We start from the raw sequence: 22,396 nt of genomic DNA, 5'->3' as shown, positions 1-22,396 counted from the left end.
TCCCCCCCTATTTTATAACTTTATTAATCCAGCAAATCCTAAAAAAGCAATAGACATTAAACTTGCTGATATAAGTGTTATAGGGAACCCTTTAAAACTTTCTGGTATATCTGCTAGTTCTAATCTCTCTCTTATTCCCGCAAATAATACTATAGCTAATGTAAATCCTATACCTGCACCAAATCCGTTAACTATAGTTTCAATTAAGTTATACCCCTCATTTACATTCACTAAAGCTATACCTAAAACTGCACAGTTAGTTGTTATTAATGGTAAAAATACACCTAACGCTTGATATAAGGCTGGACTCATTTTTTGTATTACCATCTCAACAAATTGAACTATAGATGCTATGACTAGTATAAACGCTATAGTTTGTAAAAATTCATTATTAGTTATAACCAATAGTTCTTGTATAAAGTATGTTATTATTGATGCTAATGTTAAAACAAAAGTAACTGCTGCTCCCATACCTAATGCAGTATCAACTTTTTTAGAAACTCCTAAGAATGGACATATACCTAAAAACTGACTTGTTATAACGTTATTAACAAGAACTACACTTAAAAATATAAGTACTAAATTCATTTAATCCACCCCCCTACGCTTTTTTACTTCTTATTTTATTAAATCCTGCTAAAAGAAAACCTAATGTTAAAAAGGCTCCAGGAGGAAGTATAAATAGCAATATAGGTTCAAATGAAGCTCCAAATATACTCATTCCAAATATACTTCCATTTCCAAGTATTTCTCTTATAGTTCCTAAAACTGTTAATGCTAAACTAAACCCAAGTCCCATACCTAATCCATCTACAGCTGATTCAACAGAACCATTTTTAGATGCAAAACTTTCTGCACGTGCTAATATTAAACAGTTTACAACTATTAAAGGTATAAAAAGCCCTAGTGCTTTATCAAGTGAAGGCACATATGCCTTTAAAAGCATACCAACTATTGTAACAAACGTTGCTATTACTACTATAAATGCTGGTATTCTTATTTTATCTGGCACTATCTTTCTAATTAATGAAACAACTATATTTGAACAAATCAAAACTGCTGTTGTAGATAATCCCATACCTAATCCGTTTATAGCTGATGTTGTAACAGCTAATGTTGGACACATACCTATTACTTGGACAAAGGCTGGGTTTTCATCTATTAAACCATTTTTGAATATTTTACCTAATCTCATATTCTTCCCCCTATTTATTCAAGCTTTCATTAAATACTTTTATTGCTGCATTAACTCCCCTAGTTACAGCTTCAGATGTTATTGTAGCCCCTGAAATCGCAGCTATTTGATTATCACTTGTTGCACTACCTTTTACTACACTAAGTTCTTTGGCTTCTTTTTCACTAAATTGCCCTTTAAAATTAGGTTCATTTGCTTTCGTTCCAAGCCCTGGAGTTTCAGCCATATTTCCAATATTTACTCCTGTTATTTTTCCATCTTTTGATATCCCTACTATAACTTCCATAACCCCACCATATCCGCTAGGTAAAGTTTTTATAGTATATCCAACAACATCACTTCCACTAATACCTTCATATACTTCTGATACTATCCCCTCTTCTAATCCATCGATATTTTCTATTACCTTTTTATCTAATTGCTTAAATTCTGTTGCGTCTTCAAGCACTAATTGTCTTAATTCATTGTTTGCTTGTATATTTCTATCTTCAATAATTGGCGCTGTTATTTGATTTATAAACCCAAGTGCTAAAGCTGCTACTGCACATATTGTAAATAATATGGCTCCTAGCCTTAATATATTTTTCATTATTTAGCCACCTCCCCAAATACTCTACCTTTCATGTATTTGTCTATAAGTGGAGTAGCTACATTGGCTAATAATATAGAATATGAAACTCCTTCTGGGTATCCACCATACATTCTTATAACTATAGTTATAACTCCTGCTAAAATAGCATAAACAATTTGACCTGCTTTGGACATAGGTGATGTTGTGTAATCTGTAAGCATAAAAAATGCACCTAACATAAGTCCACCTGCCGCTAATTGATATATAGCAAAGTTTATGTCAAATCCTCCTAGTATAAATGCTAATATAAAAACTGTTCCTATGTAAAATACTGGAATTATGTAATTTATTATTCCCTTATAGATTAGATAAAGCCCACCTAGTACTATGAATATAGATGATGTTTCCCCTATACATCCTCCTATATTACCTATTACCATATCTGTTAGGCTAATTCCATTTGATGTTAATTCTGATATGCCTATTGCTCCACTTTTTAGAAAACTTAATGGAGTCGCTGTTGTATATGCATCTATATTTCCCGAACTTACCCAGTTAACTCCAGGTATTGTCCAAGCTGTCATAGCTACTGGAAATGATGCAAGTAAAAATGCTCTTGCACCTAATGCTGGGTTTAAAAAGTTATTTCCTATTCCACCAAAAACCATTTTAACCACTATTATAGCAAACGCTGAGCCTAATATGCACATCCACCATGGAAGAGATGCTGGCACATTAAATGCTAATAATATTCCTGTAACTACTGCTGAAAAATCTCCTATAGTAACATCTTGTTTAGTTAATTTTTGATATAAAAATTCACATCCTACTGCTCCTACTGTACAGAAGAAAATTACATTTAATGCACTTAATCTGTAAAGAAACACTGCTGATGCCATAGCAGGTAGTAAAGCTATTATTACTTGTTTCATTATGTAAGACGTATCTTGGTTACTTCTCACATGCGGAGAAGACGATACAATCAATTTATTATTCATTTAAATTCCCCCTAGCCCCAATTATTTTTTAGCTGATTCTTTTCTTCTATTTGAAATAATTTCCCTTTTTGCATTTCTTACTGATTGAAGTAGCGGTCTTCTTGCTGGACAAACAAATGAACAAGATCCACACTCTATACAATCTAAAGCTCTATAACTTTCTGCACTTTCAAAATCATTTTTTAAAGAATAAGCACTTATATATAACGGTTGTAAAAATGCTGGACATACTGTTAGACATTTACCACATCTTAGGCAGTTTTGTGGTTTTGGTGTTTTAGACTCTTCATCGTCTAAACATAATATACCTGATGTTCCCTTATTTGTAGGTATGTCTATTGTATACTGCGCTAGTCCCATCATTGGACCACCCATTATTACCTTCCCAACTATCTTATCTTCTTTAAAGCCTCCACATTGGTCTATTATCTCTGATACTAGTGTTCCAACTTTTGTAACTAAATTTTTTGGTTCATTTATACAACTACCTGTAACAGTAGTAATTCTTTCTATTAATGGCATTCCTGTTTTTATAGTTTTAGCAATTTGTGCTGCTGTTCCCACATTATTTACTACTGCCCCTGCATCCATAGGTAGCCCACCGGATGGAACTTCCCTTTTAGTACATGCATATATAAGTTGTTTTTCTGCCCCTTGTGGATACTTAACTTCTAGACCTACAACTTCAATATCATCATATTTTTGAGCTTCTTTTTCTATTGCAGAAATTGCATCAGGTTTATTTACTTCAATTCCTATATATCCCTTTGATACATTTAAAGATTTCATAAGTACTTTTAATCCATAAACTACATCTTCTGGATTTTCAAGCATTAGCCTATGATCTGCTGTTAGATATGGTTCACACTCAGCTCCATTTAATATAACAGTATCAATTTTCTTATCTGGTGGTGGTGATAGCTTTACATGAGTTGGAAAAGTAGCTCCTCCCATACCAACTATTCCAGCCTCCTTTATTATTGATACAATTTCTTCTTTACTTAAATCTTCTAAATTCCCTTTAGGTTTTATGCTTTCGTATATTTGTTCCTTAAAATCGTTTTCTATAACAATACATGTGCCTCTTCCACCAGCTAATTCATGTTCTTTTATAGCTATTACTTTGCCAGATACAGAAGAATGTACGTTACAAGAAACAAATCCTTGTTGCTCACCTATTTTTTGACCAACTTTTACTAAATCCCCAACCTTAACTATCTCTTTAGCAGGTGCACCAATATGTTGTTGAAGTGGTATATAAACTACCTTTGGTGACTTAGCTATTTCAATAGCTTTTTTCTCTGAGTACTCTTTTTTATATGGAGGATGTATTCCTCCTTTGAAAGTTAAGAGTTTCATTCCTTTACCCCCTTACTTATGTATTTAAACATTCCTATCCCTTAGTATAAGTATACTATATATCATATTAAAACTTAACTATTGTTAAAACTTTATCAACTTAAAAAGACTGTTAATAAAACAGTCCTTTTAAGCCTTACTTATTGATGTTATAAATGTAAAATATCCCTGCATTGATGATAAATATAAGCTTTTTGCCATACTATATTCTCCTTTTTCTATAGATTCAACAGAGATATTTATTTTTTCATCCAAACCATCAACATACTTAATTAAATTCTCTTTAAATAAATCAGCTGGTTTATAATCAATTTTATCGGCCTCTTTTTTCATATTAGCCACTATATTTTTTCTATCTGTTAATATTTTTTTATATTCTTTTACATCAATATTTTCATTACTTTTATCCCAAAATTCTGATTCTAACTTAAAATTAGATACCAATTCATTTAAAAAATTTGATAATTCACCTAAATATGAGTACTTACTTGTATACTTCATAGATAATACTGGTACTTTAAGTTCTGATATAAATGCATCATCAAAAACTTTTTTAACACTATCTATATTATTTTTTAATGAATCTTTGCTAAATGATGAATACGTCTGTACTTTTTTTGTTCCATCAACTTCTATAACAGAAAAAGGTAAATTATTTTCATTCAATTTAGCTTCTATTTTATTCATTTCATTTTCATTATCTATTGATGCCACTTGAATAGTATATAAACTCCAAGAATCTGCTATAGCTACTTTAACATCTCCTTCTACTTTTTCACTAGCTTCTTTTACAACTTTTTTTTCAACTTCTTCTTTGTTATTTTCTTCAGAAACTTCTTTTATTCCAAAGTCTTCAAATCCTTTAAACTTGTCCTCTTTAATATTTATACTTTTAAAAGATGCAATCTTTTCATCCATAATTTTTACAATATCACTATTTTTTAATTTAATAGCTCCAAATGTTCCTATTGATATAACAGGAATCATAATTAAAATTAATCTTAACGTTTTTTTCTTTCGTCTTTTATTAAAACCTCTATATATAGTTTTTCTTTTATTCATTAGTTTGTCCCCCCTAAAACTATTATTACTAATATATATTTTAGGGTTGTACAGATTATGATTAATTTTTGGCTTTAATATAGAAAATAACTATTTTGTATTAATTTATATCCTTATCTTAGCTATTATAGGGTAATGATCTGACATACTCTTTATTAACACATCATAGTCTAATATTTCAATATTATTAGATACAAATATATAATCTATTCTATCAAGCCCCGTTGCAAAGGTTAATATGTTTGACTTTTCTAATTCTATAGCTACATCTCTTAAAATATTTTTATCGACACCTATATTGCCTTGATTAAAATCACCAACAACTATATATGGCTCTTTATTTAATGTATTTATAAATTCTATAAGTTCATTGAGCTGCCTCTCTCTTTCTTCATTCCCAAGTCCAAGATGTACGTTTATAATATTTAACTTACTTCCTTTTACATTTACTACTGTATGAAGCATCCCCCGTTGTTCTCTTTTGCTACTTAAATATATATGATTTTCATATTTTATAGGATATTTAGAGTATGTAACCAACCCATAATTAGATCCAAGTTTTGTTACGTTTGCACCAAAATGAGAATACATTTTTAACTCTTCTTTAAAACTACTTACTTGAAATCCAGCCTTAGCAGATTCATTTACTTCTTGAAGACAAATAATATCTGCGTTACATACTCTTAAAAAATCTATAATATCAAATAATGTAGGAAACATATTTTTATCTAGCCCACTATGTATATTGTAACTAACTACTTTTAATTCTTTTTTAGGTGGAAGATAAACTATTTCTATAACTACACTTATAGCTATACATATAAATACACATGCAAGACTTATTATCTTTCTGATTTTTATACATATCAACTCCTATCATAGTTTTATTTTATATTATATGCCTTTTTATAAAATTAAAGACGTCTCAAAGACGTCTTTAATTTTATATTTATTTTTTATTTAACTTTTCTTTCATAATATAATTTATAACCTTTCTTCTTATATCCTCCGCATTATCTTCATCATCAACACTTATTTCTAGCAATTTAGCTATAGACTTCATATCATTTCTAGCTTTTGATTTATAACTTTCAATTAAGTCTTCTTTTATTCTTTCAGGCTCTAAAATATATTCTCTATCTCCTCTTTGATATGAAAAATATCTTTTGGAATACTCACTTCTATTTGAATAAATATGGCTAGCTATTCTTCTTAATATACTATTGTAAGAGTTTTTTGTTGTGGCATTTATACCTAAGTATCTAGCAAACTTAATTAATTCTTTTTTGGATTTAAACAAATCTTCTGATTTTATAGACTTTACAATTAAGGATATATTTTTCTCATTAGATCCATTTTTCAATATATTTAAATATACATTGTTACAAGACATACCACTCGATGCTTTTTTTATATTTTCATTTATTATTTTATCTATATTTCCTTCAAGGTATTTTTTTATACCTCTCTGAGATGCATTTCCTTCTAAATCTTTTTGAGTCATTTCAAGTACAATTTTTTTTAAATCATCTCTATATCCTCTTTCATCCACGACACTCCCCCCTTAATTATTTATATTATATTCAAAAGTTTTTTTAATTGTGAATTTTGCTATTGGATTTCTAATTATACGAATGATTTTTTATATTGTTTATGTATATATTATTGATATAAGGACATAATATTAATGTAAAATCAAACATACTCAATCTCCCCCATTTAGACTTCTATTATTTCCCCCAATAGAAGTCTTTTTTTATTTCAAAAATCTTATATAAAAATTTCACTTCGCCCATGTCGCAAATAACTTTGTCCATTGCTCAAAATATTATTTTTTACATTATATACAAAAAAATATGCACAACTGTAAGTTAACAGTTGTGCATATTTTTTTATTCAATTCCAACTAATTCATAACCTATATCTTCTATAACAGATTTTAATTCATCTTTACTTACTGAATCATCCATTTCTACTGTAGCATATTTACCTTCTAGATTAACTTCTATTACATTTACACCTTGTATATCTTCACTTAATGCTGTTTTTAAATGATTAACACAATGTCCACAGCTCATTCCATCTATAAGTAATTTTTTTCTCATAGTAATTACCTCCTTATATACCCTATAAGGGTATTTTATCATACTTTTTATAACTTGTGTCTATATTTTTCTCAAAAAAATTAATAATATTTAATTCCAATATAAATCCTTGTATAAAAAAAGTAGACATAATGTCTACTTTCTAATGGTGCGGAAAGCGGGACTTGAACCCGCACGAGCATAAGCTCGCTACCCCCTCAAGATAGTGCGTCTGCCTATTCCGCCATTTCCGCATATCCTTTATATTATAAAGGATATGACTTTTGCTTTTTTAAGTCAATTATTTTTTTATTAATTTACTTATTTTTTATAGTTAAATTTGTTATACCCTCATAAACGTCAAAATCATTTGGTTGTATTTTACCTTCTATTCTACTATTTGTAACCATATAATCATTTCTTATAACTAAACTTATCATAGGCACATTGTTATTTACATATTTTTGTATAGAATCATATATGTCTTTAACTTGGCTTTCGCTAGTTGCTCTTGTTAAAGAAGCCATATAGTCATTAAGTTTTTCATCTTTATAATCTAAACTTTTTATTATAGGAGTTGCATCAGGTATAAATGATAGTTCCCATCCAACTAGTGCTAAGTCATATTTTTTCCCAGAAATAGCTTTTTCAAGATCTTCACCTTCTAGTTCATCCACCTCAGATTTTATTCCTATAGTTTTTAGATTTTCTGAAATAATATGTGCAGACTTTACCCTATCTGTATTATTCTTATTTACAACTATTTTTAAGTTTATCTGTGAATTACTCTTTGTATTACTTTTGTTTTCTTTTTGATCTTTTGAGTTACTCTTATCACCATCAAACTTAACTTTACTTAAATATTCTTTAGCTTTTTCTTTATTATAATTAATAGATTTTATATCTTTGTTGTAATATTTTGAACTTGTATTAAGTGGAAAATTAACAATATTAGCATCCCCCATATAAGCCTCTTCTAATATTTTTTTCTTATCTATTGAATATGCTATAGCTTTTCTTAAGTTAGAGTCTAATAATATTGGATTATCGTAATTAAAGATTATATTCTCATAATCTCGTCCTTCATATTTAGTAATATTAAATTCAGTTTCATGAAATTTACTTAAATCATTTAAAGATACCTTGGCTATATCACTATCTAACGCCATAACCATAGCAACTTGTGCCTCTTGATCTGGAACTATACCTACTCTTATATCTTTGGCTGTACTTGGTATTTCTTTATAATAATCTTCATTTTTAGTTAAGAACATTCCGTCTCGTTCTTCATATTTTTCTATTTTGTAAGGTCCATTTCCTATTAAATTATTCTTATTATTAGTTATATCTTTTTTAGATAAAGAAGATAAATTATTTTTAGATAATATAGGGAATATAAGTGTCTCTATAGAAAATGAATAATTTTCATTTAAGCTTATATTGAATTCTTTATCATTTATTATATGCACTGATTTTATATTTTTCACTAATTCACTATAAGGATTTTCTTCACTTTTTTTTATAAAATCTACTGTAAACTTAACATCACTAGATGTAACTGGGCTTTTATCATGCCATTTTGCATCTTTTAGTTTTATATTTATTTCCTTACCACCATTTTCAATTGAGTACTCTTTTACTAGTTGCGGTACTACATTGTAATTTTCGTCTATTGTAAATAAGCTATCATATATTAGATTCATTACATACCCAACAGACTTGTCTTTGTTTAATATAGGATTTATAGTCTTGGGCTTTACCATAGTTAAATTTATATAATCTGAATTTATATCACCCTTACCACTTTCTTTTTTATCTTCAGTTTCAATTTTAGAACTACATCCTACTACAATCATTGCTATAACTAGGATTATAGATAAAACCTTAGTTTTTTTCATTAGTTTTTTCCTTCCTTGCCATATATACTATTATAGTTTTTATAATTATTTTTGACTTTATCTAAATAGTTAGATGTTTCTGTAAATGGTATATTGTGAAGCATTTTACCATCCTTGCTATACTCATTATTTCCAAGCCATTTATTAACGTTACCTGAACCACCATTGTATGCTGCTACAACTAAATCCAAGTTTCCAAATTCTTTATATAGCTTATTTAAATACCAACATCCTATTTTTATGTTAGTTTCAGGATCAAATATATCTATATTATTTTCTAGATTAAGCTCATCTATAGCCCAATTTCTAGTTATATCACTTATTTGCATTAATCCTTTCGCTCCCTTATTAGATATGGCATCCTTTTTAAATTTACTTTCAGCCTTCATAATACTATAGACTAAATTTTCTTCTATATTAAATTCTTTTGAGTATCTTTCTACATAATCTGAATACTTTTTAGGGTATAAGATTTTATGTATTGTTTTAGTTTCTATTAAAAAACCAGTTAATATAATCAATGAGATAGATAATATTATAAGTATCTTTTTATTATTCACACCAATTCTCCTTTATATATTCAATGAGTTGGTTAGCTTTTATCTCTAATTCTTCAAATGAATAGGAATTATCTATTGTATAGTCTGCATATTTGATTTTTTCTTCTTGACTCATTTGAGACATTATGCGACTTAAAGCTTCATCTTTTGTACAATTATCCCTTTTTTGTATTCTTTCTATCTGTATATCTTGATTACATGTTACAACTAGTAATTTATCTACTACATCTAAATATCCACCTTCAATTAATAATGCTCCATCAATTAAAATAATATCGTTATGTTTTAACCTATATTCTTCAATTTTACTAATTATCTTCTCATAAATTTTAGGATGGGTTAAATTATTTAATTCTATAAGTTTTTCTTCATTGTTGAAAACTATATTACCAAGTGCCTTTCTATCTAAAGTCCCATCTTCTCTTTTTATATACATTCCAAATTTATCGAATACTTCTTCAAGAAGCAAATTATCTTCAAATATATTCCTTGAAATTATATCTGCATCTATTACTTCTATGTTTTTACTCTTAAATATATTAGATAGGCTACTTTTTCCACAGCCTATATTCCCTGTAAGTCCTAATATTAGCATATACTCACCTACTTTGTTTCATACCAAGAATTACCTATATTTAAATCTACATCTAAATGCACATCCATGTTAACTGCATTTTCCATTTCATCTTTAACTATTTTTTTAACTTCTTCTACTTCATCATCATAAGCTTCTACTATAAGTTCATCGTGTACTTGAAGTATTAATTTTGACTTTAATTGTCTTTCTTCTAACTTCTTGTAAACATTTACCATAGCTATTTTTATTATATCAGCTGCACTACCTTGTATAGGCGCGTTCATTGCAGCTCTTTTACCTGCATTTCTTAGCATAAAGTTACTTGATTTAAGTTCTGGAATATATCTTCTTCTATTTTGTATAGTAGTTATATATCCATTTTCTGTTGCATTTTCTACTACCTTATCCATAAAATCTTTTATTTTACTATATTTATTAAAGTAGTTTTCTATATATTCTTTAGCTTGCTTTACAGGTATATGTAAATCCTCTGATAGTCCAAAATCACTTTTTCCATAAACTATACCAAAGTTTACAGCTTTTGCATCACTTCTTTGCTTACTTGTAACTTCATCCATATTAACATTAAACACTTGTGATGCTGTTTTTGTATGTATATCTTCATTGTTTTTAAATGCTTCTATCATAGTTTCATCTTGACTCATGTGAGCTAATACTCTTAATTCTACTTGAGAATAATCCGCATCAACTAAGCTACAACTTTCATCTGATATAAATACCTTTCTTATGTTTCTTCCCATTTCAAGTTTAACAGGTATATTTTGAAGATTTGGCTCTGTTGATGAAATTCTTCCTGTTGTAGTTATAGTTTGATTAAATGATGAATGTATCCTACCATCTAATGGATTTATTATAGCTAATAAGCCTTCAACATAAGTTGAATTTAACTTAACAATTTGTCTATACTCTGTTATTTTATCTATTATTGGACTTTTATCCCTTAGCTTCTCTAATACTTCTGCATTTGTTGAATACCCTGTTTTAGTTTTCTTGATTATAGGTAATTCTAGCTTTTCAAATAATATAACACCTAATTGTTTTGGTGAATTTATATTAAATTCTTCTCCAGCTATATCATATATTTCTTGTTCTAATTTTTTAATTATAGTTTTAAATTCTATACCTAATTCATGTAATTTTTCTTTATCAACCTTTATTCCTTGATATTCCATCTCACCTAAAACTTCTACTAAAGGCATTTCAACATGATAAAGTAATCCATCCATTTCACTTTCTTTTATGCTTTTTTCCATTATAGGATATACTTCATATACTGTATTTATAACTTTTCCTATATAATCACATAGCTCTTCTAATTCTAAATCCTCATATTTTTTTGCTTTTACACCCTTACCTAGCAACTCTTCTTTTGACTTAACTTTTTTAGTAAGATATTTCATAGCTATTGCACTACATTCATAAGATGTAGATGATGCTGAATCTATTAAATACTCTGCTATTGTTATATCAAAGTGCATGTTCTCTAATTTTATATTATAAGGTCTTAAAGCTATATAATCCTCTTTTAAATTATATCCAAATTTCTTTACTTCCTTACTTACAAGTACTTCTTCTAGCTTATTTATCTCTTCTTCATTTATATAATATATATTAGTTCCATCTACACTTATAAAAATATGTATAATATTTTTTTCTAATATGTTCCCTTGTCTACTTACAGTATCTATGTATAGCTTTCCTTCTTTTTTAATATCATTTATAAATGCGTCTATATTTTCTAATTTTTTTATATTTAGATTAGACTCAATTTCCTCTGTTTCATTTCCTCCATCTATGCTAGATAGTCTAGATAATAAACTTGTAAAACCTAAATTCCTAAATGATTCTATTACCTTATCTTTATCATAATCTCCATATTCTAAATCATCTAGATTTATTTCTATAGGCACATCTCTTATTATAGTAGCTAACCTCTTACTCATTATGGCAAGTTCTTTATTTTCTTCTATTTTCTTTTTCACACTACCTTTTAGGTTTTCTACATTTTCTATTATATTTTCTATGCTAGAATATTCTTTAATAAGTTTTATCCCTGTTTTTTCACCTATACCTGGTACCCCTGGTATATTATCCGATTTATCCCCCATAAGACCTTTTAAGTCTATAAATTGAGTTGGAGTCATTTCATATTTTTCCATTACAGAATCAAAATTATACTCTTCAACTTCTCCTACACCTTTTTTAGTTATTAAAGTTGTAGTCTTATCTGATGCTAACTGTATAGCATCTTTATCTCCTGTAACTATGTATACATTGTATCCATTTTCTTCACCTAGCCTTGATACTGTTCCTATTATATCATCAGCTTCATAACCATCTATTTCTAATCTATTTATATTAAATTTGTCCAATAAATCTTTTAATGGTTCAAATTGTTCTCTTAATTCATCTGGCATTTTCTTTCTTCCAGCTTTATATTCATCAAACTCTAAATGTCTAAATGTAGGAGCCTTTCTATCAAATGCAACACTCATGTGAGTAGGCTTATATGTATCTATTATCTTAAATAACATTGTTGTAAATCCATATATAGCATTTGTTCTTAGCCCTTCCTTATTATTCATTTCTGGTAATGCATAAAATGCTCTATTTATTATAGAGTTCCCATCTATTATAATTAATCTCTTATTCAAATTTATCACTCCTAGTTTTTGTCTATCTAGTATAATAGTTATTATATACCACTCTTATACTATTTATATTACCATAATATTAAAAGTATATTAACCATAAATATGTTGCAAACGTTTCATTAAGTTGCTACAATATTTATATACTAATACTTGCCGAATTGGTGGAATGGCAGACACGACAGACTCAAAATCTGTTGATAGTATTATCGTGTGGGTTCGAGTCCCACATTCGGCACCATTTAAGTTCTAACTATAACAGTTAGAACTTTTTTATTTATAAGTACTATTTTTTTGACTTTAAGTTTATTTGTACTATTTCAGGCTTACAATTTATTCTTATTACTACCTTAGAACCGCCTAATCCTTTACTTAAAATCATCTTAGATCCATTAAGATTATATTCACCTAAATCGTATTTTGGGAAAAACTCTCTATTTGGTGAAAGCACCCCTCCTATTTTAGGTATCCTTACTATTCCTCCATGAACATGTCCTGAAAGTACCAAATCTGCTCCCCAATTAGAATAATTTTCAAAAAAGAATGGATTATGAGCAAGTAATATATTGTAGCTATTTTTATCTATTTTACCTAAACTTTCATCCATGAAATTTTTATCTAAAGCTTTATTTTTATTTCTATAGTTACTGAAAAAATATGGATAATATTCTAGCGGTACTACTACCCCATATAAATTTATATAACTACTTCCTTTATTAACTTTTATCTTATCATTATCTAAATCTATTATGTCTTTATCTTTAAGTAATCTAAAATATTCTTTATATTCTTTTTTATATTTCTTATTAAGAGATTTCTGCTCGTGATTTCCAACTACATGGACTACTTTATATTTACAAGATATATAATCAATTAAGTCTAGAGCCACTTTAAAATTATCTTTTTCTCCATCTACTAAATCTCCAGTAATTACTATTATATCTGGATTTATTTTGTCTATCTCTTCTATAAGTTTTATATTACCTTTTCCAAATGTTTTATTATGTAAATCACTAATTTGTAATATTTTATAATTATCAAATTCTTTAGGTATCTTTTCATCTTCTATATTATATTCTATTTTTTCTAATGTAGTTGCTTCTCTTTTTAAAAATTTATATGTAATACCAACTGCTATGCCTGTTATTAATATTTCACTTATCATTGATTTACCTTCCTTGTCTAAATTTAAAAGAGCGACTAATTACAAATTAATCGCTCCTTTAAGCTTAATCCTTTTTCTTTACTTTGCTATAAAGTTTTGATGTCTTAGTCCTATTGCTTCCACTATCTTTTGCTCCTATATGAAGACCATCTTTTATCCCTAGTTCTGATCCATGCTCTGAAAGCATGTTTCTCCTTTCAGATTTGGTCTTAGGTCTATCTTTTAATCTATTTTTATTGTTATTCATTATTACTTCCTCCTAAATACTTAGTATTTAGGATTAATTTAACCAAAAAAAACTTATTTATTATCTAAATATTGCTTTAATATATTAACAAGTTTTTCTTGATTAATGATTTTTATATCCTCTATCTTATTTTCTTTGCTAAAAATTACTAGTAATTTAATCTCTCCGCTACTTTCAACTTCATACAAATCTATATTTCTATTACCTGCCTTGCTATATGCTTCTAAACTTGGGGATTTATCACCAAAGTATTCATATACTAACCTTGTATCCTTTCCTATGAAATTGTTAATATCTATTTTTTCTACACTGCTTAATGATATAGGTAATGCATAATTATATCTATCTACAATTATATCAGCACCATCATTAATATATTTTTCATTTAAATCTTCTTTAGATATCTCATAGGTTTGTACTTCTACAACATGATCATCTCTTAAATTTATATATAAAGCACTCTTATCTAACTTATTACCTTCAGTATATTTTGGATATATAAGCCTTTTATCCCTTATTTCCCTTGGATTATCCGAGTCTATGTAATAAGTCGTACAATATGGTTTCCCCATATTTTCTATAACATATTCATAGTCTTTATTCATTATCTCATTAACATTATTTTGAACCTTCGTCATCATCCTATGTTTCATTTCTTCATTAGGTAGGCTTTCATTTGTATTAATATTCTCGCTCTTACTACATCCCGTTACAAATGCACTAATGATAATGATGCTATATAATAATTTCCGTAGCTTCATAAATTAGTCCTCCTTTTGTTTATTAACACTTATTTTTTCCGATTTTATTTTACACATAATTATTCTAGTCTATCATTTATATGATTATATACTATTTATATAATAATAATAATACTTTTATGTATTTTGTAATGATTTTGTAACAGGTCATTTTTATACTATGCTATAATACTTATAAACAATATAAGGAGGTTTTGTCTTGGATTTTAAGCAATTGGAAGTGTTTGTTGCAGTTTGTAAGTATGAAAGTTTTTCTAAAGCTGCGAAGGAATTATTTTTAACTCAACCAACAGTTAGCTCTCATATTAATAACCTCGAAAAAGAACTCGGTACTGTTCTTATAAATAGAAATAATAAGAATTTAACTTTAACAAAATCAGGAGAAATACTTTACAATCATGCCATATTAATATTAAATAATTGTAAAAAAGCAGTTTATGATATAAAAGAGTATTCCGAAAAAATAGAGGGTATTATAGATATAGTTTGCAGTTCTATCCCTGAATCTTATATTATTCCTAATTTTTTAAATAATTTTTCTAACCAATTTAAAGATGTTAAGTTTAATATTAGTCACTATGACTCTAAGTCTGCAATTTCAGAAATCTTAAATGAAAGAATAAGTTTCGGACTTGTTGGTTCAAAATCTAACAACCCACAAATTGAGTACATAGATTTAATGGATGATGAGTTAGTCCTTATAACTCCTTTAGACGTTGTCCTTCCTAATTCTAATGGATTTATAGATATTGATTTATTATATTCTCTTAAGTTTATTATGAGAAAAGAAGGTTCTGGAACTAAAGATTTAATTATAAATAAGCTAAAATCTAATAATTTCGATACGGACAAACTAGATGTAATAGCCCATCTTGAATCTAATGAATCTATAAAAAAACTTGTACAATCTGGTCTTGGAGTTTCTTTTGTATCATATATATCTTGCATTGATGAATTAGAATCTAAAAAACTGAACATCTATAGAGTAAAAAATATAGAATTTAAAAGAAAGTTTTATTTTATTTATTCTAGAAAAAAAGTTTTTTCACCTTTAGAAAATAAATTTTTAACAGGACTATATAAATATTTCAATATAAAAAGATAGACCAAAATAAAAGGTCTATCTTTTTTAATAGTCAATTACTTCTAATATTACTTAAAGGTTTATGTTAAAGAATGCTTTATATCCTTTATACATCTCATATATATCAACTTTAGAAACTATTTCATATGGAGCATGCATATTTAACACACCTACTCCACAATCTATAACCTCAGCACCATAGTTTGCTAATATATAGGCAATAGTTCCACCACCACCTTGGTCTACTTTTCCAAGTTCAGCAGTTTGCCATACAACTTCGCCTTGGTTGAATATTCTTCTTACTTCTGCCATAAACTCTGCATTAGCATCATTGCATCCGCTTTTTCCTCTTACACCTGTATATTTGCTTAAAACTATACCATGTCCCATGTATGCAGAATTTCTCTTATCATACACCTCTGGGAAATTAGGATCATATCCTGCAGATACATCAGCCGATAATACCTTAGTATTTGCCATAGCTCTTCTTACTCTTAAGTTACAATAGTTTCCTTCTAAAGCTATAAGCTCTGCTACTGTATTTTCAAAGAATTTAGAGTGCATACCAGTATTTCCTTGAGACCCTACTTCTTCCTTATCTACACATAATGCTACTGCACAGTATTCAGGTTCAGTAGTTTCTATTAAGGCTTTGACAGCACCGTATGAACAAACTCTATCATCATGCCCATAAGCTAATACCATAGATTTATCAAATCCTAAGTGACGAGCACGACCAGAAGGTACTATTTCTATTTCAGCACTTAAGAAGTCTTCTTCTACCATATTGTATTTTTCATTTAATATCTTTAATACATTTTGTGCTACAGTTTCTTTTTCTTCGCCTTCAAGCGGCATATGACCAACTAGTAGGTTAAGTCCTTCTCCAGTTATACCTTCAGAAAGTTTCTTTTGCATTTGATCGCCTGAAAGATGTACTAGTAAGTCAGTTATACAAAATACTGGATCTTCTTCATCTTCACCTATACATATATCAATTTTTTTACCATCATTTAGGATAACTACTCCATATATTGAAAGTGGTATTGCTGTCCATTGATATTTTTTTATTCCTCCATAGTAATGAGTTTTAAAAAGTCCTAGATTAGCTTCTTGATATAGAGGGTTTGGTTTTAAGTCAATCCTTGGAGCATCTATATGACCACCTACTACTTTCATACCTTCTTCTAAAGATTTTTTACCCATAACAAACATAGCTACTGATTTATCTTTATTGACTGCATATATTTTGTCTCCTGGATTTACCTTTCCTTTTTGTATAGCTTCCTCTAGTGATATGTATCCATTTTCTTTTGCCATATTTACTATTTCTCTAGCAGAGGTTCTTTCTGTTTTTCCTTTGTCTAAAAATTGCATGTAATCTTTAGAATAAGACATTACATCTTCTATATTATTTTTACTTCTTTCAATATCCCATGCATTTTTAGCTTCATACTTTAAATTCATATTGCCCCTCCTTAAGTAATTATTAAATTTATATTATATTTAGTTTTGACTATTTTGGTTATTTTTCATATGCTCGTCGTATTCTTCTTTTGATACTACCTTTATATTATCTAATCTAGATCTAAAGTGCGCTCTAAAATGTTCTAGATATTCTTTTCTTAATCCTTCTCTTTCTATAGTTTCTTCTTTTGTTAATCCTTCTGCTTTATTCTTTTTAGCTAATTCATTTATTCTGTCTAGTTTCTTTTGATCAAACATTATTTCATTCTACTTAAAATAAATTTATTTTAAGTATTCTCCTTTCTATTTTCTTGTCTTAATAAAAAAATTTATTATTTTTTATTGTTATATTATCTTTATATTTATAAAGAAATTCGTCTAAGTTATCACTTATTATAGATATTCCCTTTTCTATATCTTGTATACTTGCCCTAGCTATATTTATCCTAAAAAACCTATCATCTACTATATTATCAAAAAAGTAAGTTCCTGGAAGAACAGATACTCCTTTATCTAATAAAAATTCTGTTAAGTCATGTGATAAATAGCCTCTTGGTAGTTCTATAAAAAAGTTAATACCTCCACTTCCATTTCTTATCTTTAGTCTATCGCTTAATTTATTATATATCAACTCTTTTGCCAAATTATATTTTTGTGTATATTGACTTTCCACACCTTTAAGATATTCATCCCAATTAAAGTTTTCCATATAATAATACATTGATTTTTGAATCAAACCTGGCGTTGATATATCAGATGAGTACTTAGCCCAAAGTACCTTTTTTAGTAATTCACTTGGAATTTCAACTATACCTATTCTAAGTCCAGGCATAAATATTTTAGAAAAACTTTTTATGTATATAACCCTATTTTTATCATCATAACTCTTTAATGGTTTATTATCAAGAGAATTAAATTTAAAATCACTTATAAAATCATCTTCTACTATATAAAAATCATATTTTTCAGCTAGTTCTATTAGTTTTTTCTTTTTATATGTAGAATATGATATGCCTGTTGGATTTTGAAAATTTGGCATAGTATATATTATTTTAGGCTTTATCTTTTCAAGTTTAAGTTTTAATACCCCTATGTCGATTCCATCATCTAACATAGGTATTGATATTATCTTTGCTCCTCTACTCTTAAATACTTCTATAGCTCCATTATAAGTTGGCTCTTCAACATATACTACATCTGAGTAATTTATAAGACCTTTGCAAACAATGTCTATACCTTGCTGAGCTCCTGATATTATTTGTAGATTATCCTTAGTTGTATTTATGTCTTTATTATGTAGATATTGTGCTATTTTTTCTCTTAATGGTTCATATCCTAAACCTTCATCATATTCGAATATAGTGCTTCCTTCATTAGTCAAGGCCATATTTATAGCCTCTTTAAAATCATCTATTGGAAATATTTCTGTAGAAGGATTTCCTGTATCAAAACTTATTATACCTTCTTTTCTTTGTATAGTACTTGAACTTTCTTGATTTATAGATGTAGCAAAAGTTCCACTTCCCATACTTTTATTGACATATCCTTCTTTTTCTAATAATTCATATGCTTTTACTATTGTCGTATTATTAACCCCTATTAACTTTGCTAACGTTCTTATTGGCGGTAGCTTTTCATATTCCTTTATTTTATTTTCACATATAAGTCTCTTTACATGATTATATATTTGTAAATATTTAGGACTATCTTTGATTAAATCTAAGTTATATTTTTCCATACTATCCCCACTTGCTTCTTTGATATTATCACTTGATGGTTATTACTATATTTGATAAGATTTATTATGTATATAATACCAAAATTTTATCAAAAAGGGGAAGTTTTTATGTTTTATGATTACCATATGCACTCAAGTTTCTCAAATGATAGTAAGACCGATATGGAAGATATGATTAAAAAATCAATAGACTTGGGTCTTAAAGAAATATGCTTTACAGATCATGTTGATTATGACCTTGCAAATGATTTTGATTGGGGTATTGATTATGATAAATACTTTGAAAAATTAGATTTCTTTAAATCTAAATATGCTAATCAAATATCTATAAAAAAAGGTATAGAACTTGGTCTTCAAAAGCAAATAATAACTAAGTGCAGTAATGATGCTAATAAATATCCTTTTGACTTTATAATATGTTCTTTACATGCTATAGATAGAATTGACTTATATTTTGGCGAGTTTTTTAAAGATAAAACTCAACATCAAGCTTATGAAGCTTATTTTAAAGAACTATATAATATTGTTAAAAACTACAAAGACTATTCTGTATTAGGACACCTAGATCTAGTTAAAAGATATGGAGATTATAAAAATATTTTAGATGATAGCTTATTTTCAGATATAATAGAAGCTATATTAAAACAAGTTATACAAGATGGAAAAGGAATTGAGATAAATACATCTTGTTATAGATATAATCTTCCTGACTTAACACCTTCAAGAAGTATAATAAATATGTATAAAGACTTAGGTGGTGAAATAATAACTACAGGATCTGATTCTCACCATCCATCTCAAATAGCATATCAATTTGATTATATTTACTCTTATCTAAAAGAAGTAGGATTTAATCATGTATGTAAATTTACCAATATGAAACCTGAATTTGTAAATATATAATTATTTTTTCACCTCCTTATGAATATATTTAAACATAAGGGGGTGATTTATTGAGAATACCCAATCTTATTTTTTCTACAGCCGTGTTGTTTATTTCCAACTTAATAGTTAGGGTAATTGGTTTTTTATATAAAATATTTTTATCAAGGTCAATTGGTGAAATTGGTCTTGGAATATACCATATATTATTTAATTTCTTAATGATTTGCTTAGCTTTAACTACTACAGGTATACCTACTACTTTGAGTTGTTTAGTTGCTAATAAAAAGGCTCTTAATGATAAACACAATAGCAATGTATTGTTTATATCTACACTTTATGTAGCATTTTTTATATCACTTGTGATTTCTCTTATAATAGCTTTTAATGCCCGTTTTTTGTCATTAAAACTATTAAAAGATGCTAATTTAAGTTTATTAATTTTATCTATCTGTCCAGCAATAGTCCTTATAACAGTATCAAATATATTAAGAGGATACTACTATGGTTTGAAGGAAGTCGTAGTTCCTGCTATAGGGCAAGTTCTAGAGCAATTAAGTAGAATATTTTTCGTAGCTTTAACTATTTTATTTATAAATAATAAATCTTTTAATTGTTATATTGCACTTTTAGGTATTTCTATTGGAGAAGCCATAAATATATTATATATATCAATTTGCTTATATAAAAACTCAAATTTATATAATACCTATACTATAAAAATAAAGGATTTTTACAATGCTTCTATAGAAACTATTAAAATGTCTATTCCTATAACTTGCAATCGTATGTCAAATATATTACTTCATTCTTTAAGCTCTATAATTGTTCCTTCTAGGCTAGTCTTATCAGGCATTAGCTATAGTCAAGCATTAAGCATGTATGGTGTTATAAATGGGATGGTTATGCCTTTTATATACTTACCATTTACCTTAGGTTCTGCATTAATTGTAAACTTGATACCTAGTATATCCCAAGAAATGTCACTTGGTAGATACAAAAGGGTAAAAGAAAAAATTAATTTTGCTATGCTTTTAACTCTAGGTGTAGGAATATTTTCCTCAGTATTTTTTTATACATTTGGTGAAAATTTATGTCTTTTAGTATATGATAATGAGCTTGCAGGTACTTACTTAAAATCAATGTGGTTAATCCCTCTATTTATGTCTTTAAATCAAACACTATCAGGCATACTTCATTCTATAAGGAAAGAGGTAATTTCAAGTTTAATTACTATTTTTAGTATGTGTATTCAGCTATTTGGAGTATATTTACTTACTCCTCTACCTAATCTAAATATTTATGCATATATCTATACAACAACTTTAATGTCATTTTTCACATGTATATTACATATTTTTGTTGTTATCAAAACTTTAAAAAACTTTTCTAAAAATATTAAATCTTAGGAGGTTATTATGAAAAATATTAATCCATTTTATATATATACAGATAAAAATGTTTTATATATTAAAAATATAAATGGGCAAACAGAAAGATTATCTAACAATATACATTCTTATTGCGCAACTATAGATAATTCTAGTAATATACATATCTGTGCACTTGACACTAGGGGTAGATTAAATCATTTTCTCAAACACAATGGCTCTTGGAAAAAAAAATCTATTTTGAAAGCCCTTAATACTACAAAAAATATTAAGGATATGAGATTGTATTCTATCGATGATTCTTTAAATGTTTTTATCATCGAAAAATACCCTCTTTCAGATAATTTGCATAAGCTATCTCACTTTAACTTTGATGTACCTAATTATCGATTATCTAAATATATAATTGATAATGTTCTAAAAGATAATGGATACTTTTATAAACTTGATATTGATGATTTTTCAAATATAGTACTAGAATATAAACCTTCTTCATCTTCTGATAGAACTACATCTAAACTTTTTTTTAATAGTAGTTCTAAACAATGGTCTAAATCTAATATTGAAAATACCATTCATTCAAGTAGATGTTCAAATGAAAGTAAAACAACTATAAAAGATGATATCTTTGAATATTGTTATGGGATAACATATAAAATATGAAAAAGAGCTATCTAAAACAGAT

Annotated in this window: 23 protein-coding genes and 2 tRNA genes; 5 read left to right on the top strand and 20 right to left on the bottom strand. The window is 27.6% G+C overall.

The genetic code is table 11. From position 1 onward, the window contains the following. Nucleotides 1-12: 12 nt before the first annotated feature. The 14 genes from rsxA to polA form a co-directional block, all read right to left on the bottom strand. Nucleotides 13-588, bottom strand: coding sequence for an electron transport complex subunit RsxA (gene rsxA / locus I2H23_RS00250; protein ID WP_092927272.1), 576 nt, complete (start codon nucleotides 586-588; stop codon nucleotides 13-15). A gap of 13 nt (nucleotides 589-601) precedes the next feature. Next, nucleotides 602-1,195 carry an electron transport complex subunit RsxE gene (gene rsxE / locus I2H23_RS00245; RefSeq protein WP_092927274.1) on the bottom strand — a complete coding sequence of 198 codons (594 nt, stop codon included), beginning with the start codon at nucleotides 1,193-1,195 and terminating at the stop codon, nucleotides 602-604. A 10-nt stretch (nucleotides 1,196-1,205) separates the two neighbouring features. Then, nucleotides 1,206-1,784 (bottom strand): RnfABCDGE type electron transport complex subunit G, encoded by a 579-nt coding sequence (locus I2H23_RS00240; RefSeq protein WP_092927276.1) that lies wholly within the window; start codon nucleotides 1,782-1,784, stop codon nucleotides 1,206-1,208. After that, entirely contained in the window at nucleotides 1,784-2,764 is a 981-nt protein-coding gene (locus I2H23_RS00235) for an RnfABCDGE type electron transport complex subunit D (RefSeq protein ID WP_092927278.1), read from the bottom strand. Before I2H23_RS00235 ends, I2H23_RS00240 begins: the two co-directional genes overlap by 1 nt. A gap of 21 nt (nucleotides 2,765-2,785) precedes the next feature. After that, entirely contained in the window at nucleotides 2,786-4,123 is a 1,338-nt protein-coding gene (rsxC, locus tag I2H23_RS00230; RefSeq protein ID WP_195580834.1) for an electron transport complex subunit RsxC, read from the bottom strand. A 129-nt stretch (nucleotides 4,124-4,252) separates the two neighbouring features. Beyond that, nucleotides 4,253-5,185 (bottom strand): hypothetical protein, encoded by a 933-nt coding sequence (locus tag I2H23_RS00225; protein WP_092927282.1) that lies wholly within the window; start codon nucleotides 5,183-5,185, stop codon nucleotides 4,253-4,255. Nucleotides 5,186-5,290: 105 nt separating this feature from the next. Continuing rightward, entirely contained in the window at nucleotides 5,291-6,055 is a 765-nt protein-coding gene (locus I2H23_RS00220) for an endonuclease/exonuclease/phosphatase family protein (RefSeq protein WP_242871349.1), read from the bottom strand. Nucleotides 6,056-6,134: 79 nt separating this feature from the next. Continuing rightward, nucleotides 6,135-6,737, bottom strand: coding sequence for a hypothetical protein (locus I2H23_RS00215; protein ID WP_092927284.1), 603 nt, complete (start codon nucleotides 6,735-6,737; stop codon nucleotides 6,135-6,137). Nucleotides 6,738-7,077: 340 nt separating this feature from the next. Continuing rightward, nucleotides 7,078-7,290: a heavy-metal-associated domain-containing protein gene (locus I2H23_RS00210; protein ID WP_195580833.1), complete on the bottom strand. Its 213-nt coding sequence runs from the start codon at nucleotides 7,288-7,290 to the stop codon at nucleotides 7,078-7,080. A 146-nt stretch (nucleotides 7,291-7,436) separates the two neighbouring features. Beyond that, nucleotides 7,437-7,523 (bottom strand) — tRNA-Leu (locus tag I2H23_RS00205). A gap of 63 nt (nucleotides 7,524-7,586) precedes the next feature. Then, nucleotides 7,587-9,167: an ABC transporter substrate-binding protein gene (locus I2H23_RS00200; RefSeq protein WP_092927288.1), complete on the bottom strand. Its 1,581-nt coding sequence runs from the start codon at nucleotides 9,165-9,167 to the stop codon at nucleotides 7,587-7,589. Then, nucleotides 9,167-9,727, bottom strand: a complete 561-nt coding sequence (locus I2H23_RS00195) for a lytic transglycosylase domain-containing protein (RefSeq protein ID WP_092927290.1) — start codon at nucleotides 9,725-9,727, stop codon at nucleotides 9,167-9,169. Before I2H23_RS00195 ends, I2H23_RS00200 begins: the two co-directional genes overlap by 1 nt. Continuing rightward, nucleotides 9,720-10,322, bottom strand: coding sequence for a dephospho-CoA kinase (gene coaE / locus I2H23_RS00190; protein ID WP_092927292.1), 603 nt, complete (start codon nucleotides 10,320-10,322; stop codon nucleotides 9,720-9,722). Before coaE ends, I2H23_RS00195 begins: the two co-directional genes overlap by 8 nt. Nucleotides 10,323-10,330: 8 nt before the next feature. Next, on the bottom strand, nucleotides 10,331-12,979 hold the full coding sequence (gene polA, locus I2H23_RS00185) for a DNA polymerase I (RefSeq protein ID WP_092927294.1): 2,649 nt from the start codon (nucleotides 12,977-12,979) through the stop codon (nucleotides 10,331-10,333). Nucleotides 12,980-13,131: 152 nt separating this feature from the next. Here polA and I2H23_RS00180 point away from each other — a divergent pair. Next, nucleotides 13,132-13,217: transfer RNA gene (locus tag I2H23_RS00180), tRNA-Leu, on the top strand. A gap of 45 nt (nucleotides 13,218-13,262) precedes the next feature. On the opposite strand, the gene I2H23_RS00175 is transcribed toward I2H23_RS00180, so the two are convergent. The 3 genes from I2H23_RS00175 to I2H23_RS00165 form a co-directional block, all read right to left on the bottom strand. Beyond that, nucleotides 13,263-14,141: a metallophosphoesterase gene (locus I2H23_RS00175; protein ID WP_092927296.1), complete on the bottom strand. Its 879-nt coding sequence runs from the start codon at nucleotides 14,139-14,141 to the stop codon at nucleotides 13,263-13,265. A 64-nt stretch (nucleotides 14,142-14,205) separates the two neighbouring features. Then, nucleotides 14,206-14,388, bottom strand: a complete 183-nt coding sequence (locus tag I2H23_RS00170; RefSeq protein WP_092927298.1) for a hypothetical protein — start codon at nucleotides 14,386-14,388, stop codon at nucleotides 14,206-14,208. Between the two features lie 53 nt (nucleotides 14,389-14,441). Further along, nucleotides 14,442-15,149: a hypothetical protein gene (locus I2H23_RS00165; protein WP_092927300.1), complete on the bottom strand. Its 708-nt coding sequence runs from the start codon at nucleotides 15,147-15,149 to the stop codon at nucleotides 14,442-14,444. A 199-nt stretch (nucleotides 15,150-15,348) separates the two neighbouring features. Between I2H23_RS00165 and I2H23_RS00160 the strand changes: the two genes are divergently transcribed. Continuing rightward, complete coding sequence (locus tag I2H23_RS00160) at nucleotides 15,349-16,254, top strand: selenium metabolism-associated LysR family transcriptional regulator (RefSeq protein ID WP_092927302.1); 906 nt, start codon at nucleotides 15,349-15,351, stop codon at nucleotides 16,252-16,254. A 51-nt stretch (nucleotides 16,255-16,305) separates the two neighbouring features. On the opposite strand, the gene I2H23_RS00155 is transcribed toward I2H23_RS00160, so the two are convergent. The 3 genes from I2H23_RS00155 to pdxR are packed head-to-tail and all read right to left on the bottom strand — an operon-like array spanning nucleotide 16,306 to nucleotide 19,438. Then, complete coding sequence (locus tag I2H23_RS00155; RefSeq protein ID WP_092927304.1) at nucleotides 16,306-17,700, bottom strand: aminopeptidase; 1,395 nt, start codon at nucleotides 17,698-17,700, stop codon at nucleotides 16,306-16,308. Between the two features lie 39 nt (nucleotides 17,701-17,739). Then, nucleotides 17,740-17,958, bottom strand: a complete 219-nt coding sequence (locus tag I2H23_RS00150; RefSeq protein ID WP_092927306.1) for a DUF896 domain-containing protein — start codon at nucleotides 17,956-17,958, stop codon at nucleotides 17,740-17,742. Nucleotides 17,959-18,016: 58 nt separating this feature from the next. Further along, entirely contained in the window at nucleotides 18,017-19,438 is a 1,422-nt protein-coding gene (pdxR, locus tag I2H23_RS00145; RefSeq protein WP_092927308.1) for a MocR-like pyridoxine biosynthesis transcription factor PdxR, read from the bottom strand. A gap of 108 nt (nucleotides 19,439-19,546) precedes the next feature. Between pdxR and I2H23_RS00140 the strand changes: the two genes are divergently transcribed. From I2H23_RS00140 to I2H23_RS00130, 3 genes are read left to right on the top strand one after another with little or no spacing between them, the layout of a single operon-like run. Beyond that, complete coding sequence (locus tag I2H23_RS00140) at nucleotides 19,547-20,341, top strand: histidinol-phosphatase HisJ family protein (RefSeq protein WP_092927310.1); 795 nt, start codon at nucleotides 19,547-19,549, stop codon at nucleotides 20,339-20,341. A gap of 50 nt (nucleotides 20,342-20,391) precedes the next feature. After that, nucleotides 20,392-21,729, top strand: a complete 1,338-nt coding sequence (locus I2H23_RS00135; RefSeq protein WP_092927312.1) for a polysaccharide biosynthesis protein — start codon at nucleotides 20,392-20,394, stop codon at nucleotides 21,727-21,729. A 9-nt stretch (nucleotides 21,730-21,738) separates the two neighbouring features. After that, a complete protein-coding gene (locus I2H23_RS00130; RefSeq protein WP_195580832.1) occupies nucleotides 21,739-22,374 on the top strand; it encodes a hypothetical protein in 636 nt (211 codons plus the stop codon). The last annotated feature ends 22 nt before the right edge of the window (nucleotides 22,375-22,396 follow it).

Source organism: Romboutsia sp. BSD2780061687b_171204_C1, assembly GCF_015560225.1.
GTDB classification, from domain to species: domain Bacteria; phylum Bacillota; class Clostridia; order Peptostreptococcales; family Peptostreptococcaceae; genus Romboutsia_C; species Romboutsia_C hominis.
Note: the sequence above shows the minus strand (reverse complement) of the source record. Positions and strands in the feature narration are given on the sequence as shown.

What these genes read in the sequence shown, in the direction of transcription:
- I2H23_RS00155 (WP_092927304.1), bottom strand. Translation starts at nt 17,700, where the DNA reads ATGAATTTAAAGTATGAAGCTAAAAATGCATGGGATATTGAAAGAAGT.
- rsxE (WP_092927274.1), bottom strand. Translation starts at nt 1,195, where the DNA reads ATGAGATTAGGTAAAATATTCAAAAATGGTTTAATAGATGAAAACCCA.
- I2H23_RS00130 (WP_195580832.1), top strand. Translation starts at nt 21,739, where the DNA reads ATGAAAAATATTAATCCATTTTATATATATACAGATAAAAATGTTTTA.
- I2H23_RS00165 (WP_092927300.1), bottom strand. Translation starts at nt 15,149, where the DNA reads ATGAAGCTACGGAAATTATTATATAGCATCATTATCATTAGTGCATTT.
- I2H23_RS00235 (WP_092927278.1), bottom strand. Translation starts at nt 2,764, where the DNA reads ATGAATAATAAATTGATTGTATCGTCTTCTCCGCATGTGAGAAGTAAC.
- I2H23_RS00210 (WP_195580833.1), bottom strand. Translation starts at nt 7,290, where the DNA reads ATGAGAAAAAAATTACTTATAGATGGAATGAGCTGTGGACATTGTGTT.
- I2H23_RS00240 (WP_092927276.1), bottom strand. Translation starts at nt 1,784, where the DNA reads ATGAAAAATATATTAAGGCTAGGAGCCATATTATTTACAATATGTGCA.
- coaE (WP_092927292.1), bottom strand. Translation starts at nt 10,322, where the DNA reads ATGCTAATATTAGGACTTACAGGGAATATAGGCTGTGGAAAAAGTAGC.
- I2H23_RS00225 (WP_092927282.1), bottom strand. Translation starts at nt 5,185, where the DNA reads ATGAATAAAAGAAAAACTATATATAGAGGTTTTAATAAAAGACGAAAG.
- I2H23_RS00150 (WP_092927306.1), bottom strand. Translation starts at nt 17,958, where the DNA reads ATGTTTGATCAAAAGAAACTAGACAGAATAAATGAATTAGCTAAAAAG.
- I2H23_RS00175 (WP_092927296.1), bottom strand. Translation starts at nt 14,141, where the DNA reads ATGATAAGTGAAATATTAATAACAGGCATAGCAGTTGGTATTACATAT.
- I2H23_RS00170 (WP_092927298.1), bottom strand. Translation starts at nt 14,388, where the DNA reads ATGAATAACAATAAAAATAGATTAAAAGATAGACCTAAGACCAAATCT.
- rsxA (WP_092927272.1), bottom strand. Translation starts at nt 588, where the DNA reads ATGAATTTAGTACTTATATTTTTAAGTGTAGTTCTTGTTAATAACGTT.
- I2H23_RS00140 (WP_092927310.1), top strand. Translation starts at nt 19,547, where the DNA reads ATGTTTTATGATTACCATATGCACTCAAGTTTCTCAAATGATAGTAAG.
- pdxR (WP_092927308.1), bottom strand. Translation starts at nt 19,438, where the DNA reads ATGGAAAAATATAACTTAGATTTAATCAAAGATAGTCCTAAATATTTA.
- rsxC (WP_195580834.1), bottom strand. Translation starts at nt 4,123, where the DNA reads ATGAAACTCTTAACTTTCAAAGGAGGAATACATCCTCCATATAAAAAA.
- I2H23_RS00200 (WP_092927288.1), bottom strand. Translation starts at nt 9,167, where the DNA reads ATGAAAAAAACTAAGGTTTTATCTATAATCCTAGTTATAGCAATGATT.